This is a genomic window from Pseudomonas sp. LBUM1661, from assembly GCF_059695925.1.
The window spans coordinates 6,028,372-6,046,385 of sequence record NZ_CP166794.1 but is presented as its reverse complement, the minus strand read 5'-3'; the positions used below and the strand labels follow the sequence as shown (position 1 = coordinate 6,046,385).

Annotated in this window: 17 protein-coding genes; 7 read left to right on the top strand and 10 right to left on the bottom strand. The window is 61.0% G+C overall.

Annotation, left to right across the window (positions count from 1 at the left end; genetic code table 11):
* Positions 1-223: 223 nt before the first annotated feature.
* The 5 genes from ACA057_RS27770 to exaC form a co-directional block, all read right to left on the bottom strand.
* A complete protein-coding gene (locus tag ACA057_RS27770; protein ID WP_059402121.1) occupies positions 224-685 on the bottom strand; it encodes a GNAT family N-acetyltransferase in 462 nt (153 codons plus the stop codon).
* A gap of 112 nt (positions 686-797) precedes the next feature.
* Positions 798-1,622 (bottom strand): ethanolamine ammonia-lyase subunit EutC, encoded by an 825-nt coding sequence (gene eutC / locus ACA057_RS27765; RefSeq protein WP_497343972.1) that lies wholly within the window; start codon positions 1,620-1,622, stop codon positions 798-800.
* Between the two features lie 8 nt (positions 1,623-1,630).
* Complete coding sequence (locus ACA057_RS27760; RefSeq protein ID WP_497343970.1) at positions 1,631-3,025, bottom strand: ethanolamine ammonia-lyase subunit EutB; 1,395 nt, start codon at positions 3,023-3,025, stop codon at positions 1,631-1,633.
* 98 nt (positions 3,026-3,123) lie between these two features.
* Entirely contained in the window at positions 3,124-4,404 is a 1,281-nt protein-coding gene (eutH, locus tag ACA057_RS27755) for an ethanolamine utilization protein EutH (protein WP_497343968.1), read from the bottom strand.
* 189 nt (positions 4,405-4,593) lie between these two features.
* The gene (gene exaC / locus ACA057_RS27750; RefSeq protein ID WP_046055564.1) at positions 4,594-6,114 is read right to left on the bottom strand and encodes an acetaldehyde dehydrogenase ExaC; all 1,521 of its coding nucleotides are present in this window, start codon (positions 6,112-6,114) and stop codon (positions 4,594-4,596) included.
* A gap of 322 nt (positions 6,115-6,436) precedes the next feature.
* Between exaC and ACA057_RS27745 the strand changes: the two genes are divergently transcribed.
* From ACA057_RS27745 to ACA057_RS27730, 4 genes are all read left to right on the top strand, one after another.
* Entirely contained in the window at positions 6,437-8,350 is a 1,914-nt protein-coding gene (locus ACA057_RS27745; RefSeq protein ID WP_497343966.1) for a sigma-54-dependent Fis family transcriptional regulator, read from the top strand.
* Between the two features lie 187 nt (positions 8,351-8,537).
* A complete protein-coding gene (gene mpl / locus ACA057_RS27740; RefSeq protein WP_046055562.1) occupies positions 8,538-9,887 on the top strand; it encodes a UDP-N-acetylmuramate:L-alanyl-gamma-D-glutamyl-meso-diaminopimelate ligase in 1,350 nt (449 codons plus the stop codon).
* The gene (gene ubiX / locus ACA057_RS27735) at positions 9,884-10,516 is read left to right on the top strand and encodes a flavin prenyltransferase UbiX (protein WP_497343964.1); all 633 of its coding nucleotides are present in this window, start codon (positions 9,884-9,886) and stop codon (positions 10,514-10,516) included. Before mpl ends, ubiX begins: the two co-directional genes overlap by 4 nt.
* Positions 10,509-10,793, top strand: coding sequence for a YceK/YidQ family lipoprotein (locus tag ACA057_RS27730; protein ID WP_497343962.1), 285 nt, complete (start codon positions 10,509-10,511; stop codon positions 10,791-10,793). The genes ubiX and ACA057_RS27730 overlap by 8 nt, the downstream gene beginning before the upstream one ends.
* Positions 10,794-10,938: 145 nt before the next feature.
* Here the strand turns inward: ACA057_RS27730 and ACA057_RS27725 are convergent, their stop codons facing one another.
* The 3 genes from ACA057_RS27725 to ACA057_RS27715 form a co-directional block, all read right to left on the bottom strand.
* On the bottom strand, positions 10,939-11,580 hold the full coding sequence (locus ACA057_RS27725) for an NAD(P)H-binding protein (RefSeq protein WP_497343960.1): 642 nt from the start codon (positions 11,578-11,580) through the stop codon (positions 10,939-10,941).
* A gap of 27 nt (positions 11,581-11,607) precedes the next feature.
* On the bottom strand, positions 11,608-13,326 hold the full coding sequence (locus tag ACA057_RS27720) for a C13 family peptidase (RefSeq protein WP_497343958.1): 1,719 nt from the start codon (positions 13,324-13,326) through the stop codon (positions 11,608-11,610).
* A gap of 103 nt (positions 13,327-13,429) precedes the next feature.
* A complete protein-coding gene (locus tag ACA057_RS27715) occupies positions 13,430-13,885 on the bottom strand; it encodes a MaoC family dehydratase (RefSeq protein WP_059402110.1) in 456 nt (151 codons plus the stop codon).
* Positions 13,886-14,085: 200 nt separating this feature from the next.
* Here ACA057_RS27715 and ACA057_RS27710 point away from each other — a divergent pair, with 200 nt between their 5' ends.
* From ACA057_RS27710 to ACA057_RS27700, 3 genes are read left to right on the top strand one after another with little or no spacing between them, the layout of a single operon-like run.
* Positions 14,086-14,448, top strand: coding sequence for a CidA/LrgA family protein (locus ACA057_RS27710; RefSeq protein ID WP_059402109.1), 363 nt, complete (start codon positions 14,086-14,088; stop codon positions 14,446-14,448).
* A complete protein-coding gene (locus ACA057_RS27705) occupies positions 14,445-15,161 on the top strand; it encodes an LrgB family protein (protein WP_401357607.1) in 717 nt (238 codons plus the stop codon). Before ACA057_RS27710 ends, ACA057_RS27705 begins: the two co-directional genes overlap by 4 nt.
* 10 nt (positions 15,162-15,171) lie before the next feature.
* Positions 15,172-15,762 (top strand): LON peptidase substrate-binding domain-containing protein, encoded by a 591-nt coding sequence (locus ACA057_RS27700; RefSeq protein WP_008152802.1) that lies wholly within the window; start codon positions 15,172-15,174, stop codon positions 15,760-15,762.
* 26 nt (positions 15,763-15,788) lie between these two features.
* Here the strand turns inward: ACA057_RS27700 and ACA057_RS27695 are convergent, their stop codons facing one another.
* Both ACA057_RS27695 and ACA057_RS27690 read right to left on the bottom strand, forming a co-directional pair.
* Positions 15,789-17,105, bottom strand: a complete 1,317-nt coding sequence (locus ACA057_RS27695) for a bifunctional DedA family/phosphatase PAP2 family protein (RefSeq protein WP_497343955.1) — start codon at positions 17,103-17,105, stop codon at positions 15,789-15,791.
* 176 nt (positions 17,106-17,281) lie between these two features.
* Positions 17,282-17,980, bottom strand: a complete 699-nt coding sequence (locus ACA057_RS27690) for a DNA-3-methyladenine glycosylase (RefSeq protein WP_497343953.1) — start codon at positions 17,978-17,980, stop codon at positions 17,282-17,284.
* Positions 17,981-18,014 lie beyond the last annotated feature (34 nt).

Sequence of the window (18,014 nt, the reverse complement as noted above, 5' to 3'; positions counted from 1 at the left end):
TAAGACTACAGACGGATGTAGTTTTTCTTACAAGTCGGGACGATCGGCATTATACGGGCTGAAACGTGAAAAGCGCGCCGAGTTTGTAGCGGGGGATTTCGCACAAAACTGCAGGAGCGAGCTTGCTCGCGATGCATCTGAGAACGCAGCGGGGTGCCAGGCTTGCAGCGATATCGTTGGCGAACATCGCGAGTGAGCTCGCTCCTACAGTTATGCGGTGTGGTCAGAGTTCGTCGCTGATCGGCAGTACGTAGTTCTTGAACTCCGTGTCTTCCTTGAACCCGATGGATTCGTAGGTTTTTTGCGCGACTTCGTTGTTGCTGCTGGTGGAAACGCGCATGCGCACGGCATTGGTTTCCTTGGCCATTTTCTTCGCGGTGCGAATCAGATTGTCGGCCACCAACTGGCGGCGGGCCTCTTCGGCGACGTAAATGTCGTTGAGGATCCACACGCGTTTGAGCGAAAGCGAGGAAAAGCTCGGGTACAACTGACAGAAACCCATCAACTTGTTGCTGTCGTCATCGGCCAGGGCCAGGTAAATCACCGATTCCTTACGACGCAGGCGTTTCTCGAGGAATGCCCGGGACGAGTCCGGATACGGCAGAGAGCCATAAAACTCGCGATATTTGACGAACAACGGGGTCAGCAGGTCCAGGTGTTCGAGGGTCGCTTGAATAATCCGCATGGTTGGTCTCGTCTTCAAGTGGCTGTCTTGCAGGGTGACGGCGACGGGAAACTCTGGCGGCCGTGCATCGATCCTGCCTGAAACCGGAACAGAAACGCAATGCGGAAACGGTTCAGGAATTCGGCGGACTCAGTAGGAAATTACCTTTCAAATCCGCCCCTGCGTCCGACTCCAGCGTCTGAACCTGGGCTTCGTCCTTCAAATTGACCCCGGACAGCTGCCGCCGGCACGCCTCGCGCATCAAATAAAGCAAACGGTGTGCCGCCATGCCATAACTCAGGCCTTCGAGGCGGACATTCGAGATGCAGTTGCGATAGGCATCCGTGAGTCCGACCTTGGGATTGTAGGTGAAATATAAACCCAGACTATCAGGAGAGCTGAGGCCTGGGCGTTCACCGATCAGGATCACCACCATTTTTGCGCCGAGCAGTTCGCCGATCTCGTCGGCCACGGCGACTCGGCCCTGTTCCACCAACACCACCGGTGAGACGGACCAACCTTCCGTCACAATCTGTTCTTCCATTCGCGCCAAAAACGGCAGGGTATGGCGATGAACGGCCAGCGCCGACAAACCATCGGCGACCACGATGGCCAGATCCACCCCGCCAGGATGAGTCAGCGCATAATCGCGTAGCACCTGCGCCGACTCATGACTCAACTTGCGCCCCAAATCGGGGCGTTGCAGATAACTGTCCCGATCCTTGGCCGCGCTGTGCAGCAGCAAACTCTCGCGCCCGCCCTCGGCCAATTGCGCGCTAAGCCCAACGTGATCGAACGGCAAGTGCACCGCATCCCGCGCCTGGGCATGGGCGTATTGGAAATCCAGTTGCGCACGGGTCGGCATGCTGGTGCCGGTACGACCGAGGGCAATCCGCGCCGGGGTCAGGCGGCGCAGCTCCAGCAATGGGTTCTGCGGATCGACGGGAGGTTTTTCCATTTCAATACTCATCCCAGTTGCGCCATGGCTTGGCGGAAGGCCGGTGGCAGGCTGTTGCCGAAGTGAACTTTGCCATCGGCCTGGGTGAAGATGCCCATTCTGGCCAGCCATTGTTCAAACTCGGGTGCCGGTTTCAGGCCCAGGGTCTGTCGCGCATAAAGGGCGTCATGGAACGAAGTGGTCTGGTAATTGAGCATGATGTCGTCGGAGCCGGGAATGCCCATGATGAAGTTGATCCCGGCCACGCCCAGCAGGGTCAGCAGGGTGTCCATGTCGTCCTGGTCGGCTTCGGCGTGGTTGGTGTAGCAGATGTCGCAGCCCATTGGTACGCCCAGCAACTTGCCGCAGAAGTGGTCTTCGAGGCCGGCGCGGATGATCTGTTTACCGTTGTAGAGGTATTCCGGGCCGATGAATCCTACGACGGTATTCACCAGGAACGGCTTGAAATGTCGCGCCACCGCGTAGGCACGGGTTTCGCAGGTCTGTTGATCGAGGCCGTGATGGGCATTGGCTGACAGGGCACTGCCCTGACCGGTCTCGAAATACATCAGGTTCTGGCCCAGCGTGCCGCGATTCAGGCTCAAACCGGCGTCATAGCCTTCCTGCAGGACGTTCAGGTTGATGCCGAAACTGGCATTGGCCGCTTCGGTACCGGCAATCGATTGAAACACCAGGTCCAGCGGCACACCGCGATTGATCGCTTCGATCGACGTGGTGACGTGGGTTAATACGCAGGCCTGTGTAGGAATTTCGTAGCGCTGGATGATTGCATCGAGCATTTCCAGCATCGCGCAGATCGAAGCAATGCTGTCGGTGGCCGGGTTGATGCCGATCATCGCGTCGCCGTTGCCGTACATCAAACCGTCGAGAATGCTCGCGGCGATGCCGGCCGGCTGGTCGGTGGGGTGGTTGGGTTGCAGGCGTGTCGACAGTCGACCGCGCAGGCCCAGCGTGCCGCGAAACTTTGTGACCACGCGGATTTTTTGCGCCACCAGCACCAAGTCCTGCACGCGCATGAGCTTGGACACGGCGGCGACCATTTCCGGGGTCAGTCCGGGGGCGAGGGCGCGCAGGCTGTGTTCGTCCGCCGCATCGCTGAGCAGCCAGTCGCGGAAACCGCCGACGGTGAGGTGGCTGACCACCGCAAAGGCTTGCTTGTCGTGAGTGTCGATGATCAGCCGGGTGACTTCATCGGTCTCGTAGGGAATCAGCACTTCCTGCAGGAAATGAGTCAGCGGGATGTCAGCCAGGGCCATCTGCGCGGCCACGCGCTCGCCATCGTTGAGGGCGGCGACACCGGCCAGGAAGTCCCCGGAGCGCGCCGGGCTGGCCTTGGCCAATACTTCCTTGAGGCTCTCGAAGCGGTAGGTCTGGCCACCGACGGTATGTGAAAAACGTGCCATTTCTGTCTCCGTTTCAAATAGGAAGGTGCGCTGCCCAGTGCTGGCGATTCCTCAGAATGCCACGCCCTGTGTCATCAACGCACTTCAATGCAACACACTCAGGCCGTCGCCTTGATGCCGTTCGGCGCAAGGGACTCGGGCAGCGGCAGGCCGAGGTATTCGCCCTCGGCGATGATCCCGGCGGCGCGATCCTGAGCTTCCAGTTGCAAGGCCTTGGGCACCGACAGCCAATACGCCAGGCCCACGGCAATGAAACCTGCACTTATCTTGCCAATCAGCACCGGCAGGATGATGGTGGGCTGGAAGTTCGCGGTGAACGACAGGTGATCGCCCAGCAGGAACGCGGCGCAAACGCCGAAGGCGATGTTGATCACTTTGTCCTTGGGTGGCATGAAACGCACCAGGCGGAACATGGCCAGGATGTTGGCGATTGTCGCCAGCATGCCGGCACTGCCGACAGCGCTCAGGCCGATTTTGCTGCCCAGGCTTTCCAGCGGTTTGCCCAGGTATTTGCGCAGCAGGTAAACCATCGGGAACGCACCGGCCAGCATAATGCCGATGTAGCCGGCCGTTTCCAGGGCGCGGGTCTGGTCTTCGGCGTCCGCGATGATCGGGTGGAAGCCCCAGCTGCCGAACACCACAGTGAACACGCCGGTGAAGTACTCGACGATGGAGAACACCAACACCAGTTTGATAGCCGCATCCATCGTACGGCCGAAGATGATGAAACCCTTGATCATCAGGTCGGGCAAGAACCGTAGCCCCACGGCCAGGCCCACGACAAAGATCAGGATCGGCAACAGGTTGGCGAAGATGCTGCCCAGGCCCAAGGCCAATTGATAGGTGGCTTCGCCATTGGTGGACACCAGATCCCGTACCAGCGGGTTACTGAACGCGAGAATGACGCTGGCGATCAGCACGCCCAGCGGGATGGTCAAAATGCCCGACATGATGCCCAGGGCCATGTATTTGTGGTCGCGCTTGTCGAGCATCGCCAGGCCCATGGGGATCGAGAACACGATGGTCGCACCGCCCATGAAACCGGTGATCAGCGCCATCACCAGCGCTTCTTTGCTGGCGGCCAGCGCCGAGGCCAGGTGATAGCCGCCCATGTCCGAGGCGATGATCATGGTCGCCGCCAGGGCCGGGTCGGCGCCCAGAGAGCTGAAGAACGGACCAAAGGCTTTTTCGATGACCACCGTCAGGTAGGGAATGGAAGCCATGATGCCCGCCGCCGGCACGAAGATGTGGCCCGTGGCGTGGATGCCTTCCATGAATTCTTTACCAAGCCCTTCATCGCTGTTGTAGATCGCCGCGAAGGCGCCGAGTACGGCGCAGAGCATGATGAGATAGAGCACGTAATTGCCGATCTGATCCATGCGTTGTGCTTCCTTATTGTTGTTTTTTTATGCGCGGACGCTGCGTGCACGACGGGCGCAGTGCCGTTTGGGGATTTGCGGTTGCTGCAATGCATTCGGCTGCTGATGGGCGCCGAATTTGATGCGAAAAAAGTAGGGGAAACTGATAGTGAAGCGCCTCCCGGCGACCGAAGTCGCCGGGAGGAACAATCAGAAGAAGCCCAACGGATTGATGTCGTAGCTCACCAGCAGGTTTTTGGTCTGCTGATAATGATCAAGCATCATCTTGTGGGTTTCACGACCGACGCCGGACTTCTTGTAGCCGCCAAACGCGGCGTGCGCCGGGTACAGGTGGTAGCAGTTGGTCCACACGCGACCGGCCTTGATCGCGCGGCCCATGCGATAGGCACGGTTGATGTCGCGGGTCCACAGGCCGGCACCCAGGCCGAACTCGGTGTCGTTGGCGATGGCCAGGGCTTCGGCTTCGTCCTTGAAGGTGGTGATGCTCACCACCGGGCCAAAGATTTCTTCCTGGAACACGCGCATTTTGTTGGTGCCCTTGAGCAGGGTCGGCTGGATGTAATACCCGGTCGCCAGGTTGCCCTCGAGTTTTTCCACCTTGCCGCCAGTCAGCAGCTCGGCGCCTTCGCCCTTGGCGATTTCCAGGTACGAAAGGATTTTGTCGAATTGCTGCTCGGACGCCTGCGCGCCGACCATTGTGTCCGTGTCCAGCGGGTCGCCACGTTTGATCGACAGGACTTTCTTCATCACCACTTTCATGAAGTCGTCGTAGATCGATTCCTGCACCAGCGCGCGGGACGGGCAGGTGCAGACTTCGCCCTGGTTGAAGAACGCCAGCACCAGGCCTTCGGCGGCTTTTTCGATGAAGGTTTCTTCGGCTTGCATGATGTCGGCGAAGAAGATGTTCGGCGACTTGCCACCCAACTCCACGGTGGACGGAATGATGTTTTCGGCGGCGCATTTCATGATGTGCGAGCCGACCGGGGTCGAGCCGGTGAAGGCGATCTTGGCGATGCGTTTGCTGGTGGCCAGGGCCTCACCGGCTTCTTTGCCGAAACCTTGCACGACGTTGAGCACGCCCGGCGGCAGCAGGTCGCCGATCAGCTCCATCAGCACGGTAATGCCCAGCGGCGTTTGTTCGGCCGGCTTGAGCACCACGCAGTTACCGGCGGCCAGCGCCGGGGCGAGTTTCCACGCGGCCATCAGGATCGGGAAGTTCCACGGAATGATCTGGCCAACCACGCCCAGCGGTTCATGGATGTGATAGGCCACGGTGTTGCCGTCGATCTCGGCGGCGCTGCCTTCCTGGGCGCGGATGCACCCGGCGAAATAGCGGAAATGGTCGGCCGCCAGCGGGATGTCGGCGTTGAGGGTTTCACGCACGGCTTTACCGTTGTCCCAGGACTCGGTGATCGCCAGGACTTCCAGGTTTTGTTCGATGCGGTCGGCGATTTTCAGCAGCACCAGCGAGCGCGCCTGGGCGGACGTGGCGCCCCAGGCATCGGCGGCGGCGTGGGCAGCGTCCAGGGCCTTGTCGATGTCTTCGGCAGTGGAACGCGGGAATTCGGCAATCGGTTGGCCATTCACTGGCGACGTATTGGTGAAGTACTGACCTTTGACAGGCGCGACGAACTCGCCGCCGATGTAGTTACCGTATTTGCTCTTGAACGAAACGATAGCGCCTTCAGTACCGGGGTGAGCGTAACGCATGATGAGTTTCTCCTTGGCTTCTTGTGTTTATTAGAGAGACGCGCATGTGCGCTTGCTATAAGCGTAGAGCAAAGGTCGGGCCACTGCCTTGCAGGTCAGGCAAATCAAGGCCTTGCGCGATTTTTGTCGGACAAGCGGGCCGCGCCTGTGACGGTTCCGGTACAACCCCTGTGACACTTTGTACCGCTTGTGGCACAGCGTGTGACCGGACGGTCTTGCCAGCATTGCAATGCACGCCGGGCTGGAGGATGCTCGGCTTCACGTGAACGCATCACAGCTGCTACACGGCGCGAGCCAGATCCTGCGGGGAGAATAATAAGAAATGCACGACAACCATTTGAGTCGCCATGCACAGCAAGTGCTGACCGTGACCCAGGGTAAATCGCACCTGCACGGCCCTGGCAGCGATCCGTCGATTGCCCGTTCGTGGCTGCGCTGTCTTGAGGACTATCACCTCGACCCGGCCCTGACCATGGCGCCGACGGTGCTGGAACACGGCCGCGTGCTGGAAAGCCGCGAGCGTTTGCAGCAAGTGCTGCACATCGCCGGCAACGAAATGACCAGTCTGCATCAGCAACTTTCAGGCGCCGGCCATGCGGTGCTGCTGACCGACGCGCGCGGGGTGATCCTCAACTGCGTCACCGCTCCCGCCGAACGCAAGATCTTCGAACGTGCCGGCCTCTGGCTCGGCGCCGACTGGAGCGAAGCCTGCGAAGGCACCAACGGCATCGGCACCTGCCTGGTGGAGCGGCAGTCGCTGACCATCCACCAGGACGAACACTTTCGCGGCCGCCACACCGGCCTGACCTGCTCGGCAAGCCCGGTGTTCGACCCGCACGGTGAACTGCTGGCGGTACTCGACGTGTCTTCGGCGCGGCATGAGGTCTCGCGTCAGAGCCAGTTCCACACCATGGCGCTGGTCAATCTGTCGGCGAAGATGATCGAGAGCTGCTATTTCCTGCGTTACTTCGACAATCAATGGTTGCTGCGTTTTCACTTGCAGGCCGAATCCGTCGGGCTGTTCAGCGAAGGACTGCTGGCGTTCGATGGAGAAGGGCGCATCTGCGCGGTCAACCAAAGCGCGCTGAATTTGCTGGGGCATGTTCGCGGCGGGTTGCTGGGCAAACCGGTGGAGGCGTTTTTCGATTGCTCGCTGGATGAACTGCTCGGCCGCGCGAGCGTGAACGCCAACGCCAGTTGGCCGCTGCGCACCCGTGACGGGCGGAGCCTGTTTGCGGTGTTGCGTGGGCAGCCGCGCAGCATTCCGGCGCCGGTGGTGCACAGTCCGGTGATTGCAGCGCGTTCGCGCCTGTCTGGCATCTGCTTGGGCGATACGGCGTTGCAGGAAGATTTCCGCAAATCCCTGCGGGTTTTCGAGCGTGACGTGCCGCTGCTGATCAATGGCGAAACCGGATCGGGCAAAGAGGCCTTCGCCAAAGCCGTCCACCAGGCCAGCCAACGGGCGGAAAAAGCCTTCGTCGCCCTCAACTGTGCGGCCATCCCGGAAAGCCTGATCGAGAGCGAGCTGTTCGGCTATCGCGGCGGCAGCTTCACTGGCGCACGCAAGGAAGGCATGCGCGGCAAGTTGCAGCAGGCGGATGGCGGCACCTTGTTCCTTGATGAAATCGGCGACATGCCCCTGGCCTTGCAGACGCGGCTGTTGCGGGTGCTGGAAGATCGTCAGGTGGTGCCGATCGGTGGCGAGCCGGAGGCGGTCAACGTACGAATCATCAGCGCCACGCACCGTAATTTGCTGGAAAGGGTGCAGGACGGCAGCTTCCGCGAAGACTTGTATTACCGGCTCAATGGGCTGGAAGTCGCCTTGCCGGCGTTGCGTGATCGCACGGACAAATCGCAGTTGCTCGACTTTTTGCTGGCCGAGGAGGCGGGCGGCGAAACGGTGCTGATCGACGGGCCGGCGCGCCAGGCCTTGCTCGGTTTCGCCTGGCCAGGAAACGTTCGGCAGTTGCGCAATGTACTGCGTACGTTGGCGGCGTTGTGTGACGGTGGGCGGATCGGGCTGGAGGATTTGCCGGCGATGATTCGACAAGCCCGACCGGCGGTGGAGCTGGCGGTTGAGGAAGCGTCCGAGCACCCGCTGGAGGATGCCGAACGGTTGGCATTGTTGAATGCGCTGGAACAGACACGCTGGCATATGACCCATACGGCTGAACAGCTGGGGGTCAGCCGCAATACCCTTTATCGCAAACTGCGTAAACACGGTATCGCCCGGTAGACCGTGTCGCGACCATTCGCGAGCAAGCACGCTCCCACATTTGATCTGCGGTAAACACAATACGTGTGAACACCAGAGATCGAACGTGGGAGCGGGCTTGCTCGCGAAGGCGTCCTCAAATTGGAAACACAAGGTGCGAATTTTCCCACCCTACGCTAACCTGCGGCCATGTTTTACGAGGTCGACTATGCACATTCATATTCTTGGTATCTGCGGCACTTTCATGGGTTCGATGGCGGTTCTGGCCAAAGAGCTGGGCCATCACGTGACGGGCTCCGATGCCAACGTCTATCCGCCCATGAGCACTCAGCTTGAGGCGCAGGGCATCGAGTTGACCCAAGGCTACGACCCGGCGCAGCTCGATCCGGCGCCCGACCTGGTGGTGATCGGCAATGCCATGTCGCGCGGCAACCCGGCCGTTGAATACGTGTTGAATAAAGGCCTGCCGTACGTCTCCGGCCCCCAATGGCTGGCGGATCACGTGCTGCAAGGTCGCTGGGTGCTGGCCGTCGCCGGTACTCACGGCAAGACCACCACCAGCAGCATGCTCGCCTGGGTGCTGGAACACGCGGGCATGAGCCCGGGTTTCCTGATCGGTGGCGTCCCGCAGAACTTCTCGGTGTCGGCGCGCCTCGGTGACACGCCGTTCTTCGTGATCGAAGCCGACGAGTACGACAGCGCCTTTTTCGACAAGCGCTCCAAGTTCGTTCACTACCGCCCGCGCACGGCGATCCTGAACAACCTGGAGTACGATCATGCCGACATCTTCCCCGATCTGCCGGCCATCGAGCGACAGTTCCACCATTTGGTGCGCACCATCCCGAGCGAAGGCCTGGTGATCCATCCGACCACCGAACCGGCCTTGCAGCGCGTCATCGAAATGGGCTGCTGGACCCCGGTGCAAACCACCGGTGCCGGCGGTCAGTGGCAGGTTAAACTGCTCAGTGAAGACGGTTCTAAATTCGAAGTGATGTTCGAAGGTGTGGCCCAAGGCGTGGTCGAGTGGGACATGACCGGCCAGCACAACGTCGCCAATGCCCTGGCCACCTTGGCGGCGGCGCGCCACGTGGGTGTGGTGCCGTCCATGGGCATCGCGGCATTGAGCGCGTTCAAAAGCGTGAAGCGCCGGATGGAGAAAGTCGCGGAAGTGCGTGGTATCACCATTTACGACGACTTCGCTCACCATCCGACCGCCATCGCCACCACCCTCGACGGCTTGCGCAAGCGGATTGGCGATGCGCCGTTGATTGCGATCATCGAGCCGCGCTCCAATTCGATGAAGCTCGGGGCTCACCGCGACGGCTTGCCGGAAAGCGTGGTCGATGCCGATCAGGTGATCTGGTACGCGCCGGCCAATCTCGGTTGGGACCTGGGCGCGACCGCCGCGTTGTGCACGGTGCCGTCGATTGTCAGCGACTCGCTGGAAGGCATCATCGAACGCGTGAAAAGCCAGGCTCAACCCGGCACTCACGTGGTGATCATGAGCAATGGCGGCTTCGGCGGCCTGCACGGCAAACTCGCCGAGGCGCTGCAATGAACAACGGCCCGGAACGCATCACGCTGGCGATGACCGGCGCTTCGGGCGCCCAGTATGGCTTGCGCCTGCTGGACTGCCTGATCCGCGAAGACCGCGAGGTGCACTTCCTGATTTCCAAGGCGGCGCAACTGGTGATGGCCACTGAAACGGACGTTACGTTACCGCCGAAAACCCAGATGATGCAGGCCTTCCTCACTGAATATACCGGTGCTGCTGCCGGGCAGATTCGCGTGTATGGCAAGGAAGACTGGATGTCGCCGGTGGCCTCGGGCTCCGGCGCGCCGGCGGCGATGGTCGTTGTGCCGTGCTCCACCGGGACGTTGTCGGCCATCGCGTCAGGCGCCTGCAACAACCTGATCGAGCGCGCTGCCGATGTGACTTTGAAGGAGCGCCGTCAGCTGATTCTGGTGCCGCGCGAGGCGCCGTATTCGAGCATTCACCTGGAGAACATGCTCAAGTTGTCGAACATGGGCGTGACGATATTGCCGGCCTCGCCGGGCTTTTATCACCAGCCGCAAACCATCGATGATCTGATCGATTTCGTGGTGGCGCGGATTCTCAACCTGCTGAATATTCCACAAGACATGCTGCCGCGTTGGGGCGAACACCATTTGACCAGCGATGAATAAGCTACTGGCGATTTTGTTGGCGTTGCAACTGGCTGGCTGCGCCACGGCGCGCACGCTCGATGCCGCCAAGCCTGGGGCACCCGTGGTGTACTCGGGGACCCGGCTGGATTTGTATGCGATGAACGGCGGGTGCTGTGCCATGGACCGCTTCGGTGCGGAAGCGCCGAGCTATCCGGGCCTAGACCTGCCAGCCAGCGCGTTGCTCGATACGCTGCTGTTGCCGCTGTCGGTGCTCACGGTATTAGGTGTCGGGTTTCAGGCGACGGGTGGGTTGTAGCGTTCGGCTTTGGATCGGTGTCGTGTCCTTCGCGAGCAAGCCCGCTCCCACGTTAGATCTTCAGCGAACACAGAATATGTGAACACCGCCGATCAAATGTGGGAGCGGGCTTGCTCGCGAAGGCGCCCTGTCAGGCGCCACGGAATTATTTGCCTAACTTACGCAACTCGTCCGATTCAACAATCCTCACCCCATCCTGCTCTTCCAGCGCCAGTCGCCACATTGCGCGGGCCAGTTGGCAGGCTTCGATGCCGCGGTATTTGCCGGGGATCAGGCGGGACAAAGGCCCGACGAATTGCTCGGCCATGCGCGGTACGAGGCGATCGCCCAGCAGCAGCGAAGGTCGGCAAATGGTCAGTTGCGGCCAGTCCTGCGCGCGCAGTGCGTATTCCATCTCGCCTTTGACCCGGTTGTAGAAAATCGGCGATCGGCGATCGGCGCCCAGGGCGCTGATCACGATCAAGTGCCGTGCGCCCATCTCCCGCGCACGTTTGGCGAACGCCACTACCATGTCCAGGTCCACCGCGCGAAACGCCTGCTCCGAGCCGGCTTGCTTGATGGTGGTGCCCAGGCAGCAGTAGGCGATGTCGACGCGACCGTTGAGTTTTGGCAGAAACTCCACCGGGTCACCGACCGGGTTTTCAAGATGGGGATGCTCGGCCAGTGGCCGGCGCGAGGGGGCCAAGACCCGGGTGATCGTTGGCTCATTGAGCAGACGATCAAGCAAATGTTCACCGGTCAAACCGGTAGCTCCGGCAAGCAGTACGTGCTGAGGCGTCAAGTACATAGTGTTTCTCCCTTGATACTATTCAGCTTAGTTGCTCTTTGCATCCTTGCTGCCGATAGAGGCACTTTGTAGTGCTTTGCGTGCCTGCTGTTTGCGTAACAGCTGCCAGTGGGAGAGGACGGTTTTTGGTGCCCAGATCTGCGGTTCAGACGCTTCGAAGCTGTCCGCCAGTTCGCGTTCGGCCACGGTGGCCTTGGCCAGCTTGAAGGCTTGCTCCAGGTCGTCGGTCTGGTTCAGCGCCTGGGCGAACAGGGCGTCGCCGAAGTAGGTGAAGTTGGCTTCTTCCGAGCAGCCGAAGGACACTCGGTCCGCGCGCGAGGCGGTCATGATCAGGGTGCGTTCGTCCTTGAGGGCGGGGATGAAGCCGCCGGAGTAGCAGGACGAAATCACGATGATCTTGTCGCGACTTTTCAGCGGTGCGAGGACGGCGGCGAGCTCGTCGGCCGGCAGGTCGGACAGTTCCATGCGTGGCTGGTCGAGTACCAGTTCGTGTTCGCTGGTGCCGTGGCTGGTCAGGTAAATGAAGATCAAGTCTTCCGGTCCGCTGCGTTCGGCCAGGGTCTGGGCGGCGCGGCGCAGATTTTCCCGGGTGGCCATCGGCCGGTCGACGAGGTGGTCGCGATGGTTCACCAGGCGGATCTGGCCAAACGCACCGAAGCGGCTGCTGAGCATGTTGCTGACGTAGTCGGACTCGCGCAGGAACACGCTTTGCTTGCCGTCACCGCCGAGGGTCAAGGTGTACAGTTCAACCGCCGGGGTCGAGGCCGGCACGTTGAGCAGCGCGTCGTCGAGCAAGCGGCCCTGGGCCAGCAAGCCGAGTTCAAGGGAGTCGGGCAGCAGCTTGCCGTCAGCGTCGCGAACGCGCTGGCCGTTGATCCACGTACCGTTTTGCACCGTCCCGTCGGTCAGCACCAGGGTGCCGCGACCGGAATAGCTGTCGCCGTCGAATTGGCCGATGTAGAAACTGCCGTCGGGCAGGTTCAACCGGCCCTGACCGGCAAATCGCCAATCGCTGAACTGGCCGATGTAATGGCTGCCATCGGCGCCGATCAACTCGCCCTTGCCGTTCAGCGAGCCTTCCTTGAACTGGCCCAGCCACACGTCGCCGTCGGCGTTCTCGTAGCGGCCCTTGCCGTGCAGTTGATTGTTCTTGAAGCCGCCGACGTAGATGTCGCCATCGGCGCTGTTGAAGGTCCCGTTGCCTTCCAGCTGACCGTCGGCGAAATGCCCGGTGAACTGATTGCCGCTGGCGTCGCCGCGCTGGCCTTCGCCGTTGGGTTTGCCGTGGGCGAACTGGCCCTGGTACGAGCTGCCGTCGTCGAGTTCGAGACGACCGAGCCCTGAATATTGATCGGCTTTGAATTCGCCGCGATAGGTCATGCCGTTTTCTTTGAGGGTGCCTTCGCCGTCGCGCCGGCCCAGTTTGAAACCGCCGGTGTAGCTGCTGGCGGGGGTGGTCAGCGTACCCTGGCCGTCAAACAGCCCCTGATTGAATTGACCGCGATAGACCTCGCCGTTGCTGCCATGCCATTCGCCCTGACCGTGCCATTGGCCCTTGTCGAAGTCGCCGGCGTACCAGCTGCCGTTCGGGTAGTCGATGCGGCCCTGACCTTGCAGCAGCCCGTTGACCAGGTCACCACGATAGCGTCCGCCGTCCGGTAGGCGGGCGTCGGGGGGCAACAGCGATTCTCCATCGCCGCAAGCGGTGAGCAATAAGGTCAAAGCGACGAGAGCAAGTGAGCGCATAGCGGGATCCGGGCAATTAGGCGACCGAGTATGCCGCAGCTATGTGTCGTATATATAGAGAGACGGCGCGAAACAGCATGAGCTGCTTCGCATCCGGGATGGTTTAGACGAAGCAGAGGGACAGCGGCTCGGCGATATACGCCGGTTTGTCCGACCCTTCGATCTCAAGCGTGGCGGTGGCCTTGAGCAGCCACTGGCCGGGTTTCTTCTCGATGACTTCGTTCATGTCGACCTTGAGGCGCACCCTGGAATTGACCTTCACTGGCTGGATGAAGCGCACGCTGTCCAGGCCGTAATTGACCACCATCTTCGCGCCTTCAGGCAGGATGAGGATGTCTTCCATCAGTTTGGGAATCAGCGACAGCGACAGGAAACCGTGTGCAATGGTGCTGCCAAATGGCGTTTGCGCGGCTTTGACCGGGTCGACATGGATGAACTGGAAATCCCCTGTGGCTTCGGCGAACAGGTTGATGCGCTCCTGATCGATGGTGAGCCATTCGGAACGTCCCAGTTCCTTGCCGACATAATCTTTGAGCTCTGCTACGGGAACAAAGGGCATTGAGATTCTCCTTGGGTTCATCGGTTTTTTTTTAGTTTTGAGGTGGGGGGATTTGACCTCCCGGATTACCACTTTAGATCAACATGGCAAATCGCTCCGGTCAACTGAACATGCTTTTGGCGAATGCCGATCCATAGCGTCGACGTGTTTATAATGCTCGGCCCGCCACTGCGGGAGATGGTTTTTGCGGGAGAGGAAGGATGTTGTTACGTGGCCTGACCTGGCTGGTGCTGTTTCAATTGCTCGGCACCGCGATCAATCACTTGTTTTTACCGATACTGCCGGGGCCGATTGTCGGCCTGCTGCTGTTGCTGGTGTACCTGATCAGCCGTGGCCAGGTCGGTGAACCCCTGAGCCTCGCGGCCAGCAGTTTATTGCGTTACTTGCCGTTGCTGCTGGTGCCGCCGGCCGTGGGCGTGATGGTTTACGCCAAGGACATTGCGGCGGATTTCTGGGCCATCGTCGGCGCGCTGGTGTTGTCGCTGTTGTTGTCCATGGCCTTCGCGGGTGTGTTGATGCAGCGCATGGTCAAGCGTCACGCGCATCGCGGAGAGGGCCAATGATCCTCGATTGGCAGGGCGCCGTGGATTCGGTGGTTCACCATCCCTTGTTCGGCATCGGTGTAACCTTGGGCGCGTATCAACTGATCCTGGCGGCGTTCGAGAAAACCCGCTGGATCTTTCTGCAGCCGGTGTTGGTGTCGATGCTGCTGGTGATCGGCGTGCTGCTGGGTTGTGGCCTGACTTACGCCGAGTACCGCAAGAGCACCGAGATCCTCAGCATCTTGCTCGGCCCGGCGACGGTTGCACTGGCGGTGCCGCTGTATCTCAACCTGCGGCGGATTCGGCAGTTGTTCTGGCCGATTTTTACTACGCTGGTGATAGGCGGAGTGGTTGCCACGGGCATGGGCGTGTTGCTGGGCTGGTCGTTCGGCGCCGAACACATGATCCTGATGACCATGGCACCGAAGTCGGTGACCTCGCCGATTGCCATGCTGGTGGCCGAGCAGATCGGTGGCGTCGCGGCGCTGGCGGCGGTGTTCGTGTTGATTACCGGGGTGATCGGGGCGATCTTCGGGCCGGCGCTGTTGACCCGCCTCGGTGTCCACAGCCCTGAAGCGCGCGGCATGGCGCTGGGCATGACCGCCCACGCGGTCGGCACGGCGGTGGCCATGCAGGAAAATGAAGAATGCGGCGCCTTCGCGGCGCTGGCGATGAGTCTGATGGGTGTGGCCACGGCGGTCTTCCTGCCGTTGGCGGTGTCGATGATGGTGTAAGGAAATGTCTATGAGCCTGCCGCTTTTTCCGCTGAACACGGTGCTGTTTCCTGGCTGCATCCTCGACTTGCAGATCTTCGAGGCGCGCTACCTGGACATGATCAGCCGCTGCATGAAACAGGGCGGCGGCTTCGGCGTGGTGTGCATTCTTGACGGCGAAGAAGTCGGCATCGCCCCGGCGGGTTATGCGCTGGTCGGGTGCGAAGCGCTGATCACCGATTTCAAGCAGCAGGACAATGGCCTGCTGGGGATTCGGGTGCAGGGCGGCCGGCGTTTTCACGTGTTGCGCACCGAGATCCAGCGCGATCAGTTGACCGTCGCCGAGGTCGAGTGGCTGGAAGATGAGCCGGAGCAGCCGTTGCAGGATGAGGACGCCGACCTGGTCGCGCTGCTCAAGGCCCTGGCCGAACACCCGATGGTCGAGGCGTTGAACATGGGCACCGAGGCGACCGGGCAACAGTCGCTGGCTAATCAGTTGGCGTACCTGCTGCCCTTTGCCGAAGTGGACAAGATCGACCTGCTGCAACTCGATGACCCACAGCAACGGCTGGATGCGATTCAGGCGCTGCTGGACGAACTGCAAGGCGAATTGTTCGCCTGACTTGTAGCAGCTGCTACAAATCAGTGTCAGTAGGCGTATCGCAACATGGTGTGCGGCAAATGCCTCAGCGCGAAGAACCCGAACAACGCCACCATCGCCGGCAACACCAACCACCAGACCTTCGGCGGCATGGCGTTGAGTGACGTCTGTCGCTGACTCAGCCACAAACTCGCCGCACACACGCACGCCGCCAGCATCGCGCCGGCCAGCACATCGGTCGGCCAATGCGCCCCCAGATACACTCGCGACAGGGCAATTGCCAGTGCCGGCAAGCAACCGACCAGTAACCAGGTCAGGCGCATCCGTGGCGGTTGTCCGCGGCCGGCCAGTACGGCGAGGGTCAGGAACAGCGCGAAGGCGCCCGACGCATGGCCGCTGGGCATGCTGAAGCTGGTCAGCGGATCGGTCAGCACTTCCGGGCGCACGCGGGCGAAAAAGTGTTTGGTCACGGTGTTGGCCAGCGCGGTGCAGAGCATTGTGCCGCCGGCGAAAATCGCCTGGCGCCATTGGCGAGTGAGCAACAGCAGGACTGTCAGCAGGGCGCTGAAGATCAGCATGTTGCGGAACTCGCCGATCAGCGTGAACACAACGGCCACTTCATCGAGCATCGGGCTGCGGTGTTCCTGCACCAGCGTCAACACCCCCTGATCAAGGGCCGTCAGGTGCGGATAACCGATGAACAGCCCCGCCAGAATCATCAGACTCATGCCGGTAATAAACACGGTGGCCTTGCGATGGCGACGCAGGCTGCTGGTTGCGCTCAGCCCCACCATCACCGCGATGCTGCCGGCCACAATCCCGGCCTCAGGCCAGAAACCTTCCGGCAAGGGCAAGCGAATCGCCGCGCCCGTGGCCCAGCCCGGCAGCAGGTAGGCAACGCTCCAGCCGGCGGCGGCCAACAGGCTGACGGCGACGAAGCGCGGGAAGGGCATGTCGAACATCCCGGCGACCATTGGCAGCATGGGGCGCAACGGGCCGATAAAGCGCCCGACCAGCAGGCTGGCGATGCCGTAGCGCTGGAAATACGCTTCGGCACCGGCAATCCACTCCGGGTGATGGCGCAACCCCGGCAGGCGCCGGATGTTCTGATGGAAATGCCGCCCTATGAAGTACGAAACAATGTCCCCCAGCACGCCGGCGAGAAAGCCCAGCAACAGGGTTTCACCCAACGACAGCGCGCCACTGCCGGCCAGCACCGCGACGGCAAACAGCAGCACCGTGCCGGGTACGATCAACCCGGCAATCGCCAGGCACTCCACAAACGCCACGATGAATACCGCCGCCGCCAGCCATTGCGGGTTGACCGTCAACCAACCGGTCACGCTATCGAGCCATGGGCCCATAAAAACCACTCCATTGAATGTTCAATTGGCCCAAGGGCCGAACGCAATCTTCAAAACGCTATAAATCCCCTGTGGGAGCGAGCCTGCTCGCGATAGCGCAGTGTCAGGCGACATCTATCTCGACGGTCAGGGCGCCTTCGCGAGCAGGCTCGCTCCCACAATGGTTTCTTTCATCATCAGGACAGTAAAAAATAATCGCGACCTTCGACCTGCCCCCGCCGCAGCGGGTTCCGCGTGCAATACGGGGCGTAGGCCGCGTCGACGAAGCGGTACATCAAGTGTTCATCCCTTCCATGGGGAATGCCCAGTCGCGTGGTCTGGATGATATGGATCGGTGCCGGGCCGACATCTTCCACCAGCAACACTTCATGATCGAAACGCTTGGCGTCCCAGACCGGCACTTTCAAACCCATGGCCTTGCACAGCAATGTCTGCCCGGCGCAGAGCTTCTGCGACGGGCGAGGGCGGCCCTGCGCATCCGGGTTGTTCAAGAGCATCTGCGCCAGGCTCGCCGGCCCGCTCAACTCATCGACCCACGGATAGGCGGATTTGATCAGCACGGCGTTGCCCGGGCCCTGTGCACTGAAGTTCAGGGAATCGCCACCTCGGGCGTAATACATATAGATGTGACCGCCATCCAGAAACAAAGCCTTACGTTTTTCTGTGTAGCCGAGGGAGGCATGGCTGCCTTTTTCTTCGCAGTAATAGGCTTCGGTTTCAATGATTCGAGCGCTGAGCCACAACTCGCCGACCCGGTGACGGATGACTTTGCCGAGTAAATCCCGGGCCAGTTTCTGGGCATCGCGGTCGAAAAAAGCGTCCGGCAGCCCGGTGGGCAGGCTTGAAGCAGACGCACGAACAGTCAGATTGGACATGATGAACGGCATTAATCAGGGCTGATTGAGTCGT

What these genes read in the sequence shown, in the direction of transcription:
- ACA057_RS27770 (WP_059402121.1), bottom strand. Translation starts at nt 685, where the DNA reads ATGCGGATTATTCAAGCGACCCTCGAACACCTGGACCTGCTGACCCCG.
- eutC (WP_497343972.1), bottom strand. Translation starts at nt 1,622, where the DNA reads ATGGAAAAACCTCCCGTCGATCCGCAGAACCCATTGCTGGAGCTGCGC.
- ACA057_RS27760 (WP_497343970.1), bottom strand. Translation starts at nt 3,025, where the DNA reads ATGGCACGTTTTTCACATACCGTCGGTGGCCAGACCTACCGCTTCGAG.
- eutH (WP_497343968.1), bottom strand. Translation starts at nt 4,404, where the DNA reads ATGGATCAGATCGGCAATTACGTGCTCTATCTCATCATGCTCTGCGCC.
- exaC (WP_046055564.1), bottom strand. Translation starts at nt 6,114, where the DNA reads ATGCGTTACGCTCACCCCGGTACTGAAGGCGCTATCGTTTCGTTCAAG.
- ACA057_RS27745 (WP_497343966.1), top strand. Translation starts at nt 6,437, where the DNA reads ATGCACGACAACCATTTGAGTCGCCATGCACAGCAAGTGCTGACCGTG.
- mpl (WP_046055562.1), top strand. Translation starts at nt 8,538, where the DNA reads ATGCACATTCATATTCTTGGTATCTGCGGCACTTTCATGGGTTCGATG.
- ubiX (WP_497343964.1), top strand. Translation starts at nt 9,884, where the DNA reads ATGAACAACGGCCCGGAACGCATCACGCTGGCGATGACCGGCGCTTCG.
- ACA057_RS27730 (WP_497343962.1), top strand. Translation starts at nt 10,509, where the DNA reads ATGAATAAGCTACTGGCGATTTTGTTGGCGTTGCAACTGGCTGGCTGC.
- ACA057_RS27725 (WP_497343960.1), bottom strand. Translation starts at nt 11,580, where the DNA reads ATGTACTTGACGCCTCAGCACGTACTGCTTGCCGGAGCTACCGGTTTG.
- ACA057_RS27720 (WP_497343958.1), bottom strand. Translation starts at nt 13,326, where the DNA reads ATGCGCTCACTTGCTCTCGTCGCTTTGACCTTATTGCTCACCGCTTGC.
- ACA057_RS27715 (WP_059402110.1), bottom strand. Translation starts at nt 13,885, where the DNA reads ATGCCCTTTGTTCCCGTAGCAGAGCTCAAAGATTATGTCGGCAAGGAA.
- ACA057_RS27710 (WP_059402109.1), top strand. Translation starts at nt 14,086, where the DNA reads ATGTTGTTACGTGGCCTGACCTGGCTGGTGCTGTTTCAATTGCTCGGC.
- ACA057_RS27705 (WP_401357607.1), top strand. Translation starts at nt 14,445, where the DNA reads ATGATCCTCGATTGGCAGGGCGCCGTGGATTCGGTGGTTCACCATCCC.
- ACA057_RS27700 (WP_008152802.1), top strand. Translation starts at nt 15,172, where the DNA reads ATGAGCCTGCCGCTTTTTCCGCTGAACACGGTGCTGTTTCCTGGCTGC.
- ACA057_RS27695 (WP_497343955.1), bottom strand. Translation starts at nt 17,105, where the DNA reads ATGGGCCCATGGCTCGATAGCGTGACCGGTTGGTTGACGGTCAACCCG.
- ACA057_RS27690 (WP_497343953.1), bottom strand. Translation starts at nt 17,980, where the DNA reads ATGTCCAATCTGACTGTTCGTGCGTCTGCTTCAAGCCTGCCCACCGGG.